The following is a 15,503-nucleotide window of genomic DNA, read 5'->3' on the forward strand; positions in this document are numbered from 1 at the left end:
GGCTGCCTCTCCCTTGGGCGCCGCCGCCGGCCGGCGAAAAATTATGCGCCGGGGCGGGCGCGAAACTTGCCCTCCGGGAATCTTGATGGTTTCATTCCACCGGCTACGCCCTTCCGGCCGCAACCGGACCGGTGAGCTTTCGGGATACCCCATCCGGTAGATGTGCAGCTGCCGGTTTTTCGGGCATGAGAAAACAACGGCGGTTGCACTCGCATGGCGGGTGCGCGGCGCGGCGGGAAGCCGGCGTATCTCGACGGATTTCCAGGCCGCGGACGGCGCCGCCACGGGAGAACGACCAGGGCAACGATCTCGGACCATGAACGCGGAGGCGGCCGATGTCGCGGTTGCTTGAGAACGTTTTGCGTCGCGTGGTTGTCAACGGCGGCCTGAAGGTGACGATGGCCGATGGCCGCGCCGTCACCATCGGCCGGCCGCAGCCGGACCAGCCGCCGCTGTCGGTGCGCTTCACCACCGGCGCGGCGGAGCGCGCGATCTTCCTCGATCCCGAGCTGAGGCTCGGCGAAGCCTACATGGACGGAGCGCTGGTGCTGGAGGAGGGGTCCATCGCCGATCTCCTCGCGCTGCTGATGGCGCAGCCGGCGACCGCAAGCGCCTCCACCACCTTCGGCGCCAGGCTTCTGTTCTGGGCGCGCATGCTGGTGCGGCGCATCGCCCAGTTCAACCCGCGCGACCGCTCCCGGCGCAACGTGGCGCACCATTACGACATCGACGGGCGGCTCTACTCCCTCTTCCTCGATGCCGACCGGCAATATTCCTGCGCCTATTTCGAATATCCCGGCCAGAGCCTGGACGACGCCCAGCTCGCCAAGAAGCGCCACATCGCCGCCAAGCTGATGCTGGAGGGCGGCAAGCTCTCGGTGCTCGACATCGGCTCCGGCTGGGGCGGGCTCGGCCTTTATCTCGCGCAGACGGCGGGGGCGAAGGTCACCGGCGTCACGCTCTCGAAGGAGCAGCTCGCGCTCGCCCGCCAGAGGGCTGATGACGCCGGGCTCGCCGGCCGGGTGGAGTTCCGCTTGCAGGACTATCGCGACATTCCCGAAACCTTCGACCGCATCGTTTCGGTGGGCATGTTCGAGCATGTGGGCGTGGACCATTACGGCGAGTTCTTCCGCAAGGTCCGCGCCCTGCTGAAGGACGACGGGGTGATGCTGCTGCACGCCATCGGCCGCTCGGACCCGCCCGGCATCACCAACCCCTTCATCGCCAAGTATATCTTCCCCGGCGGCTACATTCCCGCCTTGTCCGAGGTGCTGCCGCACATCGAGCGGGCGGGGCTCGTGGTCACGGATGTCGAGCTGCTGCGCCTGCATTATGCCGAGACGCTGAAGGCGTGGCGCGAGCGCTTCCTCGCCCGCTGGGACGAGGCGGTGCGCCTCACCGACGAGCGCTTCTGCCGCATGTGGGAATTCTACCTCGCCGGCAGCGAGATGGGCTTCCGCCACCAGGGGCTGGACGTGTTCCACATCCAGATCGCGCGTCGGCAGGAAGCGGTGCCGCTCACCCGCGCCTACATCGAGGAGGCGGAGGCGCGGCTGAGGCGGCTGGAGGCGCGCCAGCCCTCGCCCCTGCGCCTCGCGGGGGAGTGAGGCGCCGCCGCGAATCGGATGGGAGCCGCTCGCCGGTCCCGGCCTTCCGGGCGGGCGCCTTCGTTTCAGGCGCGGGCGCGCCTCACAGGAAATAGAGGTATGTGAGCAGGGCGAAGCACGGCAGCAGGAAGGTGATGGACCAGGCCATGTAGCCGAAGAAGCTCGGCATCTTCACGCCGCGGTGGCGGGCGATGGAGAGCACCATGAAGTTCGGCGCGTTGCCGATGTAGGTCATGGCGCCCATGAACACCGCGCCGGCCGAGATGGCCTCCAGCGTCACCGCCAGCGGCCCCATGAGGTGGTGCGGGTTGCCGCCGGCGAGGTTGAAGAACACGAGGTAGGTCGGCGCATTGTCCAGGAAGGCGGAGAGCGCGCCGGTGAGCCAGAAGTACCACACGTTCACCGGCTCGCCGTTGGCGTCCGTCACCAGCTGCACCAGCGGCGAGAAGGCGCCGGAGAGCCCGGCCTTCAGGATGGCGATGACGGGAATGATGGTGAGGAAGATGGCGGCGAACAGCTTGGCCACCTCCAGGATGGGCTCCCAGTCGAAGCCGTTGCGCTCGCGGATGATCTTGGGGGTGATGGAGAGCGAGACCAGGGCGATGAGCACCAGCAGCACGTCGCGCACCATCCATTGCAGCTCCACATGGGTGCCGTAGACGTCGAAGACGATGCCGGGCTTCCACAGGGCGGAGAGGAGGATGGCGCCGATGACGCCGCCGAGCAGCGGCAGGTTCTGCGCCCCGCGCAGGCCCAGGCGCTCGGTGTCGGGCGTGGGGTCCGCCTTCGGCCGGCTGGCGCCCTCCTTGGCGTAGAAATAGCGGTCGAGCAGGTAGAAGGCGGCGAGCAGCAGCACCGCGATCACCACCGTGTCGTGCAGGAGATGGGTGGTGGTCCAGAAGAAGTTCACGCCCTTCAGGAAGCCCAGGAACAGGGGCGGATCGCCGAGCGGGGTGAGCGAGCCGCCGATGTTCGATACCAGGAAGATGAAGAACACCACCGTGTGCACGTTATAGCGGCGGTTGTCGTTGGCGCGCAGCAGCGGGCGGATGAGGACCATCGAGGCGCCGGTGGTGCCGATGAGGCTCGCGATCACCGTGCCGAAGGCGAGGATGGCGGTGTTCACCGCCGGGCTGCCGTGCAGGTTGCCGGTGATGAGAATGCCGCCGGAAACCGTGAACAGCGCATAAAGCAGGATGATGAAGGGGATGTATTCCAGCAGCGCGGTGTGCACCACCTCGCGGGCGGCCAGCTCCGGGCCGTAGGTGAGGGCGAAGGGGAGCGCGAAGGCGGCAGCCCAGAACAGCGCCACCTTGCCGTAATGGTGGTGCCAGAAACGCCCGGCCAGCAGCGGGAACAGCGCGATGGAGAGCAGCATCCCCGCGAAGGGGACGGCCCACAGGGGCGAGAGCGCGGCGCCGTTGATGCTCGCCGCGCCTTCCGCCGCGCGGGCGGCGTCCGATGTCGCCAGGGTCGCGAGTGTCGCCGTCGCGAGCTTCAGCAGCGTTCCGTGGCGCACGAGCCCCATCGCCATCCCCTCCTCATTGCCCAGGCTTGATGGACGATGGCGACGATTGAGGCAAGTCAAACCGGACCCAGGCCGCAGCCGGCGCCGTGCGGGGTGGAGGCCGGCGGCGCCACGTTCCGCTGCGATGCGGTGGTTGACCGGCGCGCCGGTTTCTGTCCTAGTCCCGCCGCTTTCGAGATCCCCGATGCCGAAGGCCCGCGCGCGCTCTCGCGAGTCGCCCGCAGCCATCGGACAAGCCCGCACGGCGCTTGATCTTTCTGCCGGGAAGGCCCCGGCGCCAAGGTATATGAACGGCACGATGACTCAAGATCGGACCCAAGATCGCAACGCGGAGCGCGGCTCCGAGCGCTACAACGCCCGCGAGGCGGAACCCCGCTGGCAGAAGACCTGGGCCGAGCGAGGCATCTTCCGCACCCGCAATGACGACCCGCGGCCGAAATTCTACGTGATGGAGATGTTCCCCTATCCGTCGGGGCGCATCCACATCGGCCACGGCCGCAACTATGTGATGGGCGACGTGCTGGCCCGCTACAAGCGCATGCGGGGCTTCAACGTGCTGCACCCCATGGGCTGGGATGCGTTCGGCCTGCCGGCGGAGAATGCCGCCATCGAGCGCGGCATCCACCCCAAGAGCTGGACCTACGAGAACATCGCCTCCATGCGCGAGCAGCTCCAGCTGCTTGGCCTCTCCCTCGACTGGAGCCGCGAGATCGCCACCTGCGATCCCAGCTATTATGTCGAGCAGCAGCGCATCTTCCTCGATTTCCTGGACCACGGCCTCGCCTACCGCAAGGAGAGCGAGGTCAATTGGGATCCGGTGGACCACACCGTGCTCGCCAACGAGCAGGTGATCGACGGGCGCGGCTGGCGCTCGGGCGCCATCGTGGAGCGGCGCAAGCTCTCCCAGTGGTTCCTGCGCATCACCGATTTCGCCCAGGAGCTGCTCGACGCCATCGACACCCTCGACCGCTGGCCCGAGAAGGTGCGCCTGATGCAGCGCAACTGGATCGGCCGCTCGGAGGGCCTGGAGGTCCTGTTCGAGTTCGCCAAGGGCTTTTCGCCCGCGAGCGGCGAGAAGGCGGTGAAGGTCTACACCACGCGGCCGGACACGCTGTTCGGCGCCGCCTTCGTGGCGCTCTCGCCGGACCATCCGCTGACCCAGGCGCTGGCGGCGAAGAATCCGGCGCTCACCGCCTTCGTGGCCGAGTGCAAGAAGGGCGGCACTTCCGCCGAGGCCATCGAGACCCAGGAGAAGAAGGGCTTCGACACCGGGCTCAAGGTGGCGCATCCGCTGGAGGCGGGCCGCACGGTGCCGGTCTACGTGGCCAACTTCGTGCTGATGGACTACGGCACCGGCGCCATCTTCGGCTGCCCCGCCCACGACCAGCGCGACCTCGATTTCGCCCGCAAGTATCACCTGCCCGTGGTGCCCGTGGTGCTGCCGCCCGACACCGACCCCGGCGCCTTCCGCGTCGAGGACATCGCCTATGACGGCGAGGGGACGCTGTTCAATTCCGGCTTCCTCGACGGCATGACCATCGAGAAGGCCAAGGAGGCGGTGGCCCGCCAGCTCGAGCGCTTCCGGGTGGGGGAGGCGCCCCAGGGCGTGCGCAAGGTGAACTTCCGCCTGCGCGACTGGGGCATCTCCCGCCAGCGCTACTGGGGCTGCCCCATCCCCATCGTCCATTGCGAGAGCTGCGGCCCGGTGGGCGTCCCGCGCGACCAGCTTCCCGTGCAGCTGCCGGATGATGTGAGCTTCGACAAGCCGGGCAATCCGCTGGACCGCGCCACGGCGTGGCGGGATGTTCCGTGCCCGAAGTGCGGCAAGCCCGCCCGGCGCGAGACGGACACCATGGACACCTTCGTGGATTCGTCCTGGTACTACCTGCGCTACGCTTCCGACACCGCGGAAAAGCCCCTCGACAAGGCGGCGGTGGCCCACTGGCTGCCGGTGGACCAGTATATCGGCGGCATCGAGCACGCGATCCTGCACCTGCTCTATTCGCGCTTCTTCACCCGCGCGCTGAAGAAATGCGGCCGGGTGGACGTGAGCGAGCCCTTCGCCGGCCTCTTCACCCAGGGCATGATCGTCCACGAGACCTACAAGGACCAGGACGGCAAGTGGCTGTTCCCCGAGGAGGTGAAGATCACCGGCCCGGGCAAGGCGGTGAAGCTCTCCGACGGCACGCCGGTGGCGGTCTCCCCTCCGGAGAAGATGTCCAAGTCCAAGCGCAACGTGGTGGCGCCGGAAGTGGTGGCGGACACCTACGGCGTGGATTGCGCCCGCTGGTTCATGCTTTCCGACACCCCGCCCGAGCGCGACAGCGAGTGGACCCAGGGCGGCATCGAGGGCGCCTGGCGCTTCGTGCAGCGCGTGTGGCGCCTGGTGGGCGAGGCCATCGAGCTCGGCGCCGCGCCGGGAGCGGCGAAGCCGGAGGCGTTCGGAGAGGCGGCGCTCGGCCTGCGCCGCGCCTCCCACGGCCTGGTGGCGGCGGTGGCTGAGGATATCGAGCGCCTGCGCTTCAACGTGGGCGTGGCCCATGTGCACGAGTTCGCCAACGTGTTCGGCGGCGTGGTCGCGGCCGCCCGCGCGGCGAAGGACGGCGTTCCCGCCGATCTCGCCTTCGCCTTGCGCGAGGCGGCGGAGATGGTGGTGCGCGTGGTGGCGCCCATGACCCCGCACCTCGCTGAGGAATGCTGGGCGCTGCTGGGCCATGGCGAGCTGGTGGCCGAGGCCCCCTGGCCCGCCACCGAGCCGGAGCTGCTCACGCAGGACACCGTCACGCTGCCGATTCAGATCAATGGCAAGAAGCGCGACGACATCGTGGTGCCCCGCGCCGCCACCCCCTCGGAGGTGGAAGCGGCGGTGCTGGCGCTGGAAAGCGTGCAGCGGGCTCTCGACGGCCGTGCGCCGAAGCGTATCATCGTGGTGCCGCAGAGGATCGTGAATGTCGTCGCCTGACACCTCCTCCGCCGGGGCCGCGCTGGCGCCCGGCCTCGTCTCCCGCCCCCGCGCGCGCCTGCTGGCGCGCCTCGCCGTGGTGGGGCTTCTCTCCGCAGCGCTCGCCGGCTGCTTCCAGCCGCTCTATGCGGACAATGCCACCGTGGGCGGGCCCGGCCTCCAGCAGAAGCTGGCGGACATCGAGGTGATGCAGATCCAGGGCCGGCTCGGCAACGATCTGCGCAACGAGATGATCTACAGCCTGGGCGGCGGCGCCGGAAACCCGAAGGGCGCGCCGTTCCAGCTCTACATCGCCGCGGATACCTCCGCGACCAGCGCCCTGGTGAACTCGTCCTCGGGCCTGCCCGAGAACGCCATCATCAAGGTTTCGGCCAACTGGCGCCTCGTGCGCGGCGACGATCCCCAGAAGAAGCCGGTCACCGGCGGCTCGGCGGTGGCCACCGCCACCATCGACCTGAGCGACCAGCGCTTCGCCAACTACAGCGCCAAGAACGACGCGGAGACCCGCGCCTCGCACGAGGTGGTGGACCAGATCAAGACGCAGCTCGCGGCCTACTTCCTCGGCCTGGGCAAGGAGCAGCCGAAGCCCGAACCCGCCAAGGCGGCCGGGCACTGAGCGATGGTGGCGGTTCGCCCCGGCGACGCCGAGGCGGCCCTCGCCCGGCGCGATCCCAAGCGCCATGTGGTGCTCATCTTCGGCCCCGACGCGGGGCTGGTGCGCGAGCGCGCCGAGGGGCTGGTGCGCCGCTCCATTCCCGATGCGCACGACCCCTTCGCCTTGGTGCGGCTCGAAGGCGACGAGCTGGCTTCCGATCCCCGCCGCCTGATCGATGAAACCTCCACCATCGGCCTGTTCGGCGGCGAGCGCGTGGTGTGGGTGCGTGCCGGCGGCCGCAATTTCGTGCCGGCGCTGCAGCCGGTGCTGGAGCATCCCTCCGGCACGCTGGTGGTGGTGGAGGCGGGCGACCTGAAACGCGGCGCCCCGCTGCGCTCCGCCTGCGAATCATCCCCCAACGCCCTCGCCATCGCCTGCTACGCGGACACCGAGCGCGACCTCGCCCGCCTCGTGGACACCATGATGGCAGAGGCGGGCCTCGCCATCGATCGTGACGCGCGCGAGCTCCTGGTCTCGCTGATCGGCGGCGACCGGCTGGCCTCCCGCGGGGAGATCGCGAAGCTCGCGCTCTATGCCCAGGGGCAGGGGCGCGTCACGGTGGATGACGTGCGCACGATCGTCGGTGATGCATCGGCCCTGGCGCTGGACGATGTGGTGGACGCCGCCCTCTCCGGCGCCACGGGCGAGGCGGTGGCGGCGCTCGCCAAGGCCTTCGGCGCGGCGACGCGGCCGGACGCGGTGCTGGGCGCGGTGCTGCGGGCCCTCGCCAGCCTGCACCAGATGACCCTCCATGTGGCTGCGGGCCAGAGCCCGGACCGCGTGATCGACAGCGCGCGGCCGATGGTGCACTTCTCGCGCAAGCCCAAGCTGGAGAAGGCCTTGCGCGCCTTCGACCCCGCCCGCTGCCTGAAGGCGCTGCTGGCGGTGGACGAGGCGGTGCTGGCCGCTCGCCGCAATGCGGCGCTCGCTCCCGCCATCTGCGAGCGCGCGGTGCTCCAGGTGGCGCAGCTCGCCGGCCGCCGTCGCGGCGGCTGAGGGCGGCGGGCGAGACGGTTTCCGGCCGTCGCGCGGTGCGGCGCCGGCGCGATGCCTCGGGCGCCGGCGTTTCGCCGGTGGCCTGTTCTGTTCTCGTGGAGTTGCGTCTGGGGCGCGCCTGCGCCAGACTTCAAGCTCCTTGCGGCGTGGAGTGTGAGATGCCGACACGGCGTCGTGTGCTCGCGGCAGCGGTCTGTCTCGTGGCGCTGCCCCGGCCGTTGCGGGCGGCATGGCCGGAGACGGAGCTGGCGTGGTTTACCGCCACGGTCTCGCTCGCGCCGCCCACGCTGGATGAGTGCTATTACTATCTCCTGCGCCAGCGCCGCTATCGCTTCCTCGTGGACGCGCGCGCGCGGCTCGAGGAGGTGCGCCGCAATCTTGAGGACCCCGGCGCGAAGCGCCCGCTTCGCAGCCGGCTGCAGGTGTGGCTGGCGCGCCATGACGCGCTCCTGATGCTGGCGCCTCGCCCAGACGAGGACGAGGAGGACTTCAACCGCCGCCGGGAGCGTAAATGGGAGACGCTCGCCCACGAGTGGGAGCGCTGTCGCGACGGCGTGGTGGCGGCGCTCAAGAGGATCGATGCGCTCGGTGCGGACCTGCAGGACATCGTTCCCGATGCCATGGCCTCCGACGAGTGGTCCGTCTACCGCCGGTTCATGGCCGGCGAGCAGGAAATCGCCGAATTTCTCGAAGCGGGCATGCCCACGGAGCCGCCGGAGCTGCACCGCCTGAAGTCGTCCGGCCGTCAGCTCGCCGCCGTCATCGTCCAGATCGAGGCCAACCGCGCCGCGCTCGACGCCGCCATCCGGCAGGCGGCGTGAGCGGCTGGCGCCGCGCCGCCCTTGCTTTTGCGGCCGAACCTGCTATACGCGCCGCTTCCGTCGCACCCGGCCGGGGGCTGAACGGACGGTTCTTGCGTGCATCCCCAGGGGTGAGCGCAAGGGCAGGGCGCTGAGCCCGTCGTCCCGTGTCCCCGCCTTCCGTGCTTCGCGCCTTTCGGAAAAGGCGAGAAGGGCTCGGCGCCGGTGGACGGAGGAAACGAAAGGCGAAAAGAGCACATGCCGCTTTACGAGCACGTGTTCCTCGCGCGCCAGGACGTGACGGCGCAGCAGGTCGAGGAACTCACCGCCCGGTTCAAGGGCGTCATCGAAGCGAACGGCGGCTCGGTCGGCAAGACCGAGTATTGGGGCGTGAAGTCCCTGACCTATCGCATCAACAAGAACCGCAAGGCGCACTTCACGCTCATGAACATCACCGCCCCGGCGGCGGCCGTTCAGGAGCTGGAGCGCCAGCAGCGCATCGACGAGGACGTGCTGCGCATCCTCACCCTCCGCGTGGAGGAGCACGAGGAAGGCCAGTCCGCCATGCTGCAGAAGCGCGACCGCGATGACCGCGGCGAGCGTGGTGAGCGTGGCGAGCGCGGTTTCGGCGGCCGTGAGGATCGTCCGCGCCGCCCGCGTCCGACTGAAGAGACCCAGAGCGAGGAGCAGAACTGATGGCTTTCGCTTCTGCCGGTGGCGCCAGCGGCGGCCAGCGCCGTCCCTTCTTCCGTCGTCGCAAGACCTGCCCGTTCTCCGGCCCCAATGCGCCGAAGATCGACTACAAGGACGTGCGGCTCCTGCAGCGCTACATCTCCGAGCGCGGCAAGATCGTGCCCTCGCGCATCACGGCGGTGTCCGCCAAGAAGCAGCGCGAGCTGGCTGCGGCCATCAAGCGCGCCCGCTTTCTGGGCCTGCTGCCCTTCGTGATCCGCTGACCGCTCAAGGTCGGCTCACAGGGCAAGACACGCGAAGGGCCGCTCCGGCGGCCCTTCCTTTATCGACACGCCGCGGGGAATGAGCCCCGGGGCGGTGGCTGGGGCGGAAGTGCCGCCTCTAACCGCACGATGCGGGACAGCTCGTCGCCATGGGACCCATGCTTCTCATCGCCATCGCGGCCGCTGCGGCGTCCGCCCTCCTCGCTGCCGGTGTCGCGGCGGGCTCGGTGCTGGCTGTCCCTCTCTTCTATCTCGCGCCCCTGCCGGTGATGATCGCCGGGGTCGCCTTCTCCCCCGTCGCGGCCGGGCTCGCGGTGGTGTTCGCCAGCATCGGCCTCGGGGTGATGTTCGGCGGCACCTTCCTGCTGGCCTACGCGATGGGCATGGGCGTGCCCGCCTTCGCGCTCGCCTATGCAGCCCTGCTGGCTCAGCAGGATGAGGCGGGCGGGGAGAACCTGCAGTGGTATCCGGTGGGAAGCCTTGTGCTGCTGGCTGCGGTCTTCTCGACCGTCAGCGTGTGGGTGGCCCTGCTCGCCATGGCCACCGACTATGAGAGCTACAAGGCGGCGGTGACGACGGTCTTCGACGCGATGGTGGGGCCGGGGCCCGGCGGTTCCGCGCAGGAGCGGGACGCCATGGGCGCTTTCATGGCTCATGTGCTGCCGCCCATGGCCGGGCTCATCACCATGCTCTCCCAGCTCGCGTGCCTCTATCTCGCGGGGCGGGCGGCGCGGATCTCGCAGCGCCTCGCGCGGCCCTGGCCGGTGATCTCGGGCATGCGGCTGCCGCAGAAGGCGGCGTACCTGTTGGCCGGCGCGCTGGTGGTGACGCTGCTGCCCGGCATGCCGGGACTGCTGGGCTCCGTGGCTGCGGCCACTCTCGTGTTCGCGTATGCGCTCGTGGGCTTCGCGGTGGTGCATGCGCTCACCATCGGCCATTCCGCCCGCTTCCTCATCCTCGCCGGCCTCTGGCTCATCACCCTGGTGCTGGGCTGGCCGGTGCTGGCCATGGCGGTGCTCGGCTTCGCCGATGCCCTCTTCGATTTCCGGTCGCGCTTTCCCTCCGGCCTCGGTCCGCCGGCGGCCAACGATCGCTGACCGGTTCCCTCAATCCGAAATCCAGACATTCCAGGAGACAGAAATGGACGTCATTCTTCTTGAGCGCGTCGCCAAGCTCGGCCAGATGGGCGATGTGGTGAAGGTGCGCGACGGCTTCGCCCGCAACTTCCTGCTGCCGGGCGGCAAGGCCCTGCGCGCCACCAAGGCCAACCGCGAGCGCTTCGAGCACATGAAGGTGGAGCTCGAGGCCCGCAACCTGGTGCGCCGCCAGGAGGCCGAGGCCGTGGGCGAGAAGCTCAACGGCCAGGTGGTCCTGATGATCCGCCAGGCGGGCGAGAGCGGCCAGCTCTACGGCTCCGTCTCCACCCGTGACATCACCGACGGCCTGGCGGCTGCCGGCTTCACCATCGATCGCCATCAGGTGGTGCTGAACCATCCCATCAAGACCCTGGGCCTGCATGTGGTGCCGGTGACCCTGCACCCCGAGGTCGAGGTGACCGTCACCGTCAACATCGCCCGCAACGCCGAGGAAGGCGAGCGCCAGGCCCGCGGTGAGGATGTGCGCACGGCCCGTGACGAAGATGCGGAGATCGAGGCCGAGCTCGCCGTGGCCCGCGCCGAGGTGGCCGCGGAAGTCGCCGCCGAAGAAGGCGAGGAAGCCTGAGGCCGGACGGCCGCTTTCCGCCCGCTGCGTCGGCCTGAAGGGCGGACGCAGCGGCAGCGGTTGTGTCATCCCTGCAACAGGGTGGCAGGCATTTGGGGCACCGCGCGGATTTCCGTGCGGTGTTCATCGTCCGTTGGGATTTGTGGCGCTAGAACACACCCCGCGCCGGGATTCGTCGACGGGGGCCGAGAGCCCCGGCGTGATATTCTGGGTCGGGGTAGAAGCGATGTTCAAGCGAATTGCCGTGTTTGCCGCTCTGGTGCTCGGCTATGCGCTCACCGGCATGGCGCTCAACGCCAGTCAGACGAGCAACACCGGCGCGCCGGTGGCGGCCGATGCGAGCGTGGTAGAGTAGACGGCGCCGCCCTTTCGGTGGCGTGACATCAAGGCAAGAGTATCCATTCGCCCGCCGGGACCTCTCGGCGGGCGAATTGCTTTTCAGGGCCTCTCGCGCAGCGCCGCGTCCGGCAGCCGCGCCGTTCGATGTCCAGGATCTTAGGCGGTCTTGGTTAAGAAATCGGAACCGGCGAAGCGCTCAGCTCGACCAGTCGCAGGTGATGCGGCCCGGCTCGCCGAACGGGATCTCGGCCGAATAGCCGTCCCCCCTGCGGCCGGCATCCTGGCCGCGGTTGTCGGCGTATTCGATGGAATCTCCGAATACGTCCACCACGTCCGCCCGGCTCGCCGAGAACACCAGCATGAAGGCCTTGATGCCGTTCCGGTTGCCGATGCGGAGGGTCATGTGGCTGAGCGGGAGGCCGCCGAGGGTGCCGTCCACGGGCACCGTCACCTGGGTGTATTCGCCGAAATTGCGGGTGGTGGCGGGCCCGAAGGCGGGCGCGACTTCCGGCGGCAGGACAATGGCGACGTTGGTGCGGTCGGCGGCGTAGGCGCGGGGGTTGCCCGGCGCGTTGCCGTAGCGCTGGACGATGGAATGCACGAAGGCCCCGAGCGGGCTCTGCGGCGCCGGCAGGGCGCATTCCTCCACGCCGACGAGGAAGGTGTCGAGCTCCAGCGCCCGGCCCGGTGCCGTGGCCATGAAAAAGGCAGCGGAGGCGATGGCCAGCGCTGCCTTTTGGGCGGTGATCCGGGAAAATGAGATCATCGTCATTCTGGGTCCTCCGCGCCGCCGCCCTGTGGCGCACGGCGGGCGAATGGGGGCGCGGGGATCCGCACGGGCGTGCCCGTGCGGGAGGATGCTCTGTGTCTCAGCCCTTGCGGTTGGCGAGGGCGGCCTGGGCCGCCGCGAGCCGCGCGATCGGAACGCGGAACGGCGAGCAGGACACGTAGTCGAGCCCGATGCTGTCGCAGAAGCGCACGGACGCCGGGTCGCCGCCATGCTCGCCGCAGATGCCGAGCTTGAGGTGCGGCCGGGTGGCGCGACCGCGTTCGGCGCCGAGCTTCACCAGCTGGCCCACGCCGTCCACGTCGATGGAGACGAACGGGTCGGTCTCCACGATGCCCTTCTGCACATAGGTGCCGAGGAAGGTGCCGGCGTCGTCGCGCGAGACGCCGAACGTGGTCTGGGTGAGGTCGTTGGTGCCGAAGGAGAAGAACTCGGCGCTCTCGGCGATCTTGTCCGCCTGGAGGGCGGCGCGCGGCAGCTCGATCATGGTGCCCACCTGGAAGGTGAGCTTGGTGCCGGTCTCCTCCTCCACCGCCGCGGCGGTCTTGCGGATGACGGCGCCCACGATGTCCAGCTCGGCCTTGGTGGCGATGAGCGGCACCATGATCTCGGGCACCACGGTCTCGCCGGTCTTCTTGGCGGCGATGACGGCCGCCTCGAAGATGGCGCGGGCCTGCATCTCGGCGATCTCGGGATAGGCGATGGCGATGCGGCAGCCACGGAACCCGAGCATCGGGTTCGTCTCGTGCAGCTCCTTGTTGCGCCGCTCGATGCGCTCCACGTCCACGCCCAGGCTCTTGGCCACTTCAAGGGTTTCCGCCTCGGTGTGGGGTAGGAACTCGTGCAGCGGCGGGTCGAGCAGGCGGATGGTGACCGGCAGGCCCTTCATGATCTCGAACAGCTCGACGAAGTCGTCGCGCTGCATCGGGAGCAGCTTGGCGAGGGCCGCGCGGCGGCCGGCCTCGTCGTCGGCGAGGATCATCTCACGCACGGCGAGGATGCGGCCGGCATCGAAGAACATGTGCTCGGTGCGGCACAGGCCGATGCCCTCGGCGCCGAACGAGCGGGCCATGCGGGCGTCGGCCGGGGTCTCGGCGTTGGCGCGCACCTTCAGGCGGCGGACCTTGTCGGCCCAGCCCATGAGGGTGGAGAACTCGCCGGACAGCTCGGGCTGCTGCATGGCGACCTCGCCCTTCAGCACCTGGCCGTTGCCGCCGTCGATGGTGATGAAATCACCCTTCTTGAAGACCTGGCCGGTCACGGTCATGGTCTGCGCCGCATAGTCGATGCGCACGGCGCCGGCGCCGGAGACGCAGGGCTTGCCCATGCCGCGGGCCACCACGGCCGCGTGGGAGGTCATGCCGCCGCGGGAGGTGAGGATGCCCTCGGCCGCGTGCATGCCGTTGATGTCCTCCGGCGAGGTCTCGGCGCGGACGAGAATGACCTTGCGGCCCTTCTCCTTCCACTGCTCGGCCTCGTCGGCGGAGAACACGATGGCGCCGGCGGCGGCGCCGGGAGAGGCCGGGAGGCCGGTGGTCAGCACCTCGCGCGGGGCCTTGGGGTCGATGGCCGGATGCAGGAGCTGGTCGAGCGCGCTGGCCTCGACACGGCCCACGGCCTCCTCCTGGGTGATGAGCCCCTCGTTCGCCAGCTCCACGGCGATGCGCAGGGCGGCCTTGCCGGTGCGCTTGCCGGAGCGGGTCTGCAGCATCCAGAGCTTGCCCTTCTCCACCGTGAATTCCAGGTCCTGCATGTCACGGTAGTGGTTTTCGAGCACGTGCGAGATGCGCTCGAATTCCTTGAACGCCTGCGGCAGCGCCACTTCCATGGAGGGCTTGTCGGAGCCGGCGTGGATGCGGGCCTTCTCGGTGAGGTCCTGGGGGGTGCGGATGCCCGCCACCACGTCCTCGCCCTGGGCGTTCACCAGGAACTCGCCATAGAGCGCGTTCTCGCCGGTGGAGGGGTTGCGGGTGAACGCGACGCCCGTGGCCGAGGTCTCGCCCATGTTGCCGAACACCATGGACTGCACGTTCACAGCCGTGCCCCAGCTCTCCGGAATGGAGTGCAGGCGGCGATAGGTGATGGCGCGGTTGTTCATCCAGGAGCCGAACACGGCGCCGATGGCGCCCCAGAGCTGCTCGTTCGGGTCCTGCGGGAAGGGCTTGCCCAGCTCTTCCTGGTACTTGGCCTTGTACTTGGTGATGAGGAAGGCCCAGTCGTCCGCCGAGAGCTCGGTGTCGAGGGTGTAGCCCTTCTCGGACTTGTAGTGCTCGAGGATCTCTTCGTAGTGGTGGTGCGCGACCCCCATCACCACGTCGGAATACATGGTGATGAAGCGGCGGTAGCTGTCGTAGGCGAAGCGGCGGTCGCCGGCGAGCTTGGCGACGGCGTCCACGGTCTCGTCGTTGAGGCCGAGGTTGAGCACCGTGTCCATCATGCCGGGCATGGAGGCGCGGGCGCCCGAGCGCACCGAGACCAGCAGCGGGTTCGCGGCATCACCGAAGGACTTGCCGGTGAGCTCGCCCACCTGGGCCAGGGCCTTCTCCACGTCGCCCTTCAGCTCGGCCGGATAGGTCTCGCCGTGCGCGTAATAATAGGTGCACACTTCGGTGGTGATGGTGAAGCCGGGCGGGACGGGCAGGCCGAGGTTGGACATCTCGGCGAGGTTGGCGCCCTTGCCACCGAGCAGGTTCTTCATGTCGGCTTTGCCCTCGGCCTTGCCGTCGCCGAAGGTGTAGACCCATTTCGTCATCTAGAGAGATCCCTTGTGGAGGGGCGCGGGACATGCGGGATGGGCGGATGCTTTAGCTTGCGGCACGCAAGGCATCAACCGCACCGGCAGGTTCTAGGGCGCTCCTTTCGTCCTGTTTGCGCGAAATCCTTAGTGGCCCAGCAGGCCCGTGACCCCGACGATGATCAGGTAGAGCGCCACCAGCACGTTGAGCAGGCGGGGAAAGACGAGGATCAGCACCCCCGCGATCAGCGCCACCGCCGGCTGGATGATGACCATGTCGAAATGCATCGTGAACGCTCCGCCCCTGGGCGCGCAACGTTCTGCACCCTCACGCAGGATTTCTCAAGGTGAGATGCGGCGCCGGCTCGGGGATTTTCGCATTGCGGCAGGAAGAGGGCCGCAACGCCCGCTTCCCCC

14 protein-coding genes are annotated in these 15,503 nt (G+C 69.0%); 10 read left to right on the plus strand and 4 right to left on the minus strand.

All coding sequences use genetic code 11. The features are described from left to right. The first annotated feature begins 335 nt into the window (after positions 1-335). A complete protein-coding gene (locus V5F75_RS07365; protein ID WP_394035666.1) occupies positions 336-1,607 on the plus strand; it encodes a cyclopropane fatty acid synthase in 1,272 nt (423 codons plus the stop codon). Positions 1,608-1,689: 82 nt separating this feature from the next. On the opposite strand, the gene V5F75_RS07370 is transcribed toward V5F75_RS07365, so the two are convergent. Next, positions 1,690-3,141, minus strand: coding sequence for a sodium:proton antiporter (locus V5F75_RS07370; protein WP_394035664.1), 1,452 nt, complete (start codon positions 3,139-3,141; stop codon positions 1,690-1,692). Between the two features lie 292 nt (positions 3,142-3,433). Between V5F75_RS07370 and leuS the strand changes: the two genes are divergently transcribed. From leuS to V5F75_RS07415, 9 genes are all read left to right on the plus strand, one after another. Then, a complete protein-coding gene (gene leuS, locus V5F75_RS07375; protein ID WP_394035662.1) occupies positions 3,434-6,097 on the plus strand; it encodes a leucine--tRNA ligase in 2,664 nt (887 codons plus the stop codon). Then, entirely contained in the window at positions 6,084-6,713 is a 630-nt protein-coding gene (locus V5F75_RS07380; RefSeq protein WP_394035660.1) for a hypothetical protein, read from the plus strand. Before leuS ends, V5F75_RS07380 begins: the two co-directional genes overlap by 14 nt. 3 nt (positions 6,714-6,716) lie before the next feature. Continuing rightward, complete coding sequence (holA, locus tag V5F75_RS07385) at positions 6,717-7,748, plus strand: DNA polymerase III subunit delta (protein WP_394035658.1); 1,032 nt, start codon at positions 6,717-6,719, stop codon at positions 7,746-7,748. Positions 7,749-7,906: 158 nt separating this feature from the next. Then, positions 7,907-8,569: a hypothetical protein gene (locus V5F75_RS07390; protein WP_394035656.1), complete on the plus strand. Its 663-nt coding sequence runs from the start codon at positions 7,907-7,909 to the stop codon at positions 8,567-8,569. Between the two features lie 237 nt (positions 8,570-8,806). After that, entirely contained in the window at positions 8,807-9,244 is a 438-nt protein-coding gene (gene rpsF, locus V5F75_RS07395; protein ID WP_393988075.1) for a 30S ribosomal protein S6, read from the plus strand. Continuing rightward, positions 9,244-9,504, plus strand: a complete 261-nt coding sequence (rpsR, locus tag V5F75_RS07400; RefSeq protein WP_393988076.1) for a 30S ribosomal protein S18 — start codon at positions 9,244-9,246, stop codon at positions 9,502-9,504. The genes rpsF and rpsR overlap by 1 nt, the downstream gene beginning before the upstream one ends. A gap of 149 nt (positions 9,505-9,653) precedes the next feature. Further along, positions 9,654-10,601, plus strand: a complete 948-nt coding sequence (locus V5F75_RS07405; RefSeq protein WP_394035654.1) for a DUF2232 domain-containing protein — start codon at positions 9,654-9,656, stop codon at positions 10,599-10,601. A 43-nt stretch (positions 10,602-10,644) separates the two neighbouring features. Next, positions 10,645-11,226 (plus strand): 50S ribosomal protein L9, encoded by a 582-nt coding sequence (gene rplI, locus V5F75_RS07410; RefSeq protein ID WP_394035652.1) that lies wholly within the window; start codon positions 10,645-10,647, stop codon positions 11,224-11,226. Between the two features lie 226 nt (positions 11,227-11,452). Then, entirely contained in the window at positions 11,453-11,581 is a 129-nt protein-coding gene (locus V5F75_RS07415; protein WP_394035650.1) for a hypothetical protein, read from the plus strand. Between the two features lie 180 nt (positions 11,582-11,761). Here the strand turns inward: V5F75_RS07415 and V5F75_RS07420 are convergent, their stop codons facing one another. The 3 genes from V5F75_RS07420 to V5F75_RS07430 form a co-directional block, all read right to left on the minus strand. After that, on the minus strand, positions 11,762-12,337 hold the full coding sequence (locus tag V5F75_RS07420; RefSeq protein WP_394035648.1) for a hypothetical protein: 576 nt from the start codon (positions 12,335-12,337) through the stop codon (positions 11,762-11,764). A gap of 97 nt (positions 12,338-12,434) precedes the next feature. Beyond that, complete coding sequence (gene ppdK / locus V5F75_RS07425; RefSeq protein ID WP_394035646.1) at positions 12,435-15,104, minus strand: pyruvate, phosphate dikinase; 2,670 nt, start codon at positions 15,102-15,104, stop codon at positions 12,435-12,437. Between the two features lie 129 nt (positions 15,105-15,233). After that, the gene (locus V5F75_RS07430) at positions 15,234-15,374 is read right to left on the minus strand and encodes a DUF3096 domain-containing protein (RefSeq protein WP_393988082.1); all 141 of its coding nucleotides are present in this window, start codon (positions 15,372-15,374) and stop codon (positions 15,234-15,236) included. Positions 15,375-15,503: the final 129 nt, after the last annotated feature.

The sequence above is a fragment of the Xanthobacter albus genome, from assembly GCF_043194895.2.
Classification (GTDB): Bacteria; Pseudomonadota; Alphaproteobacteria; order Rhizobiales; family Xanthobacteraceae; genus Xanthobacter.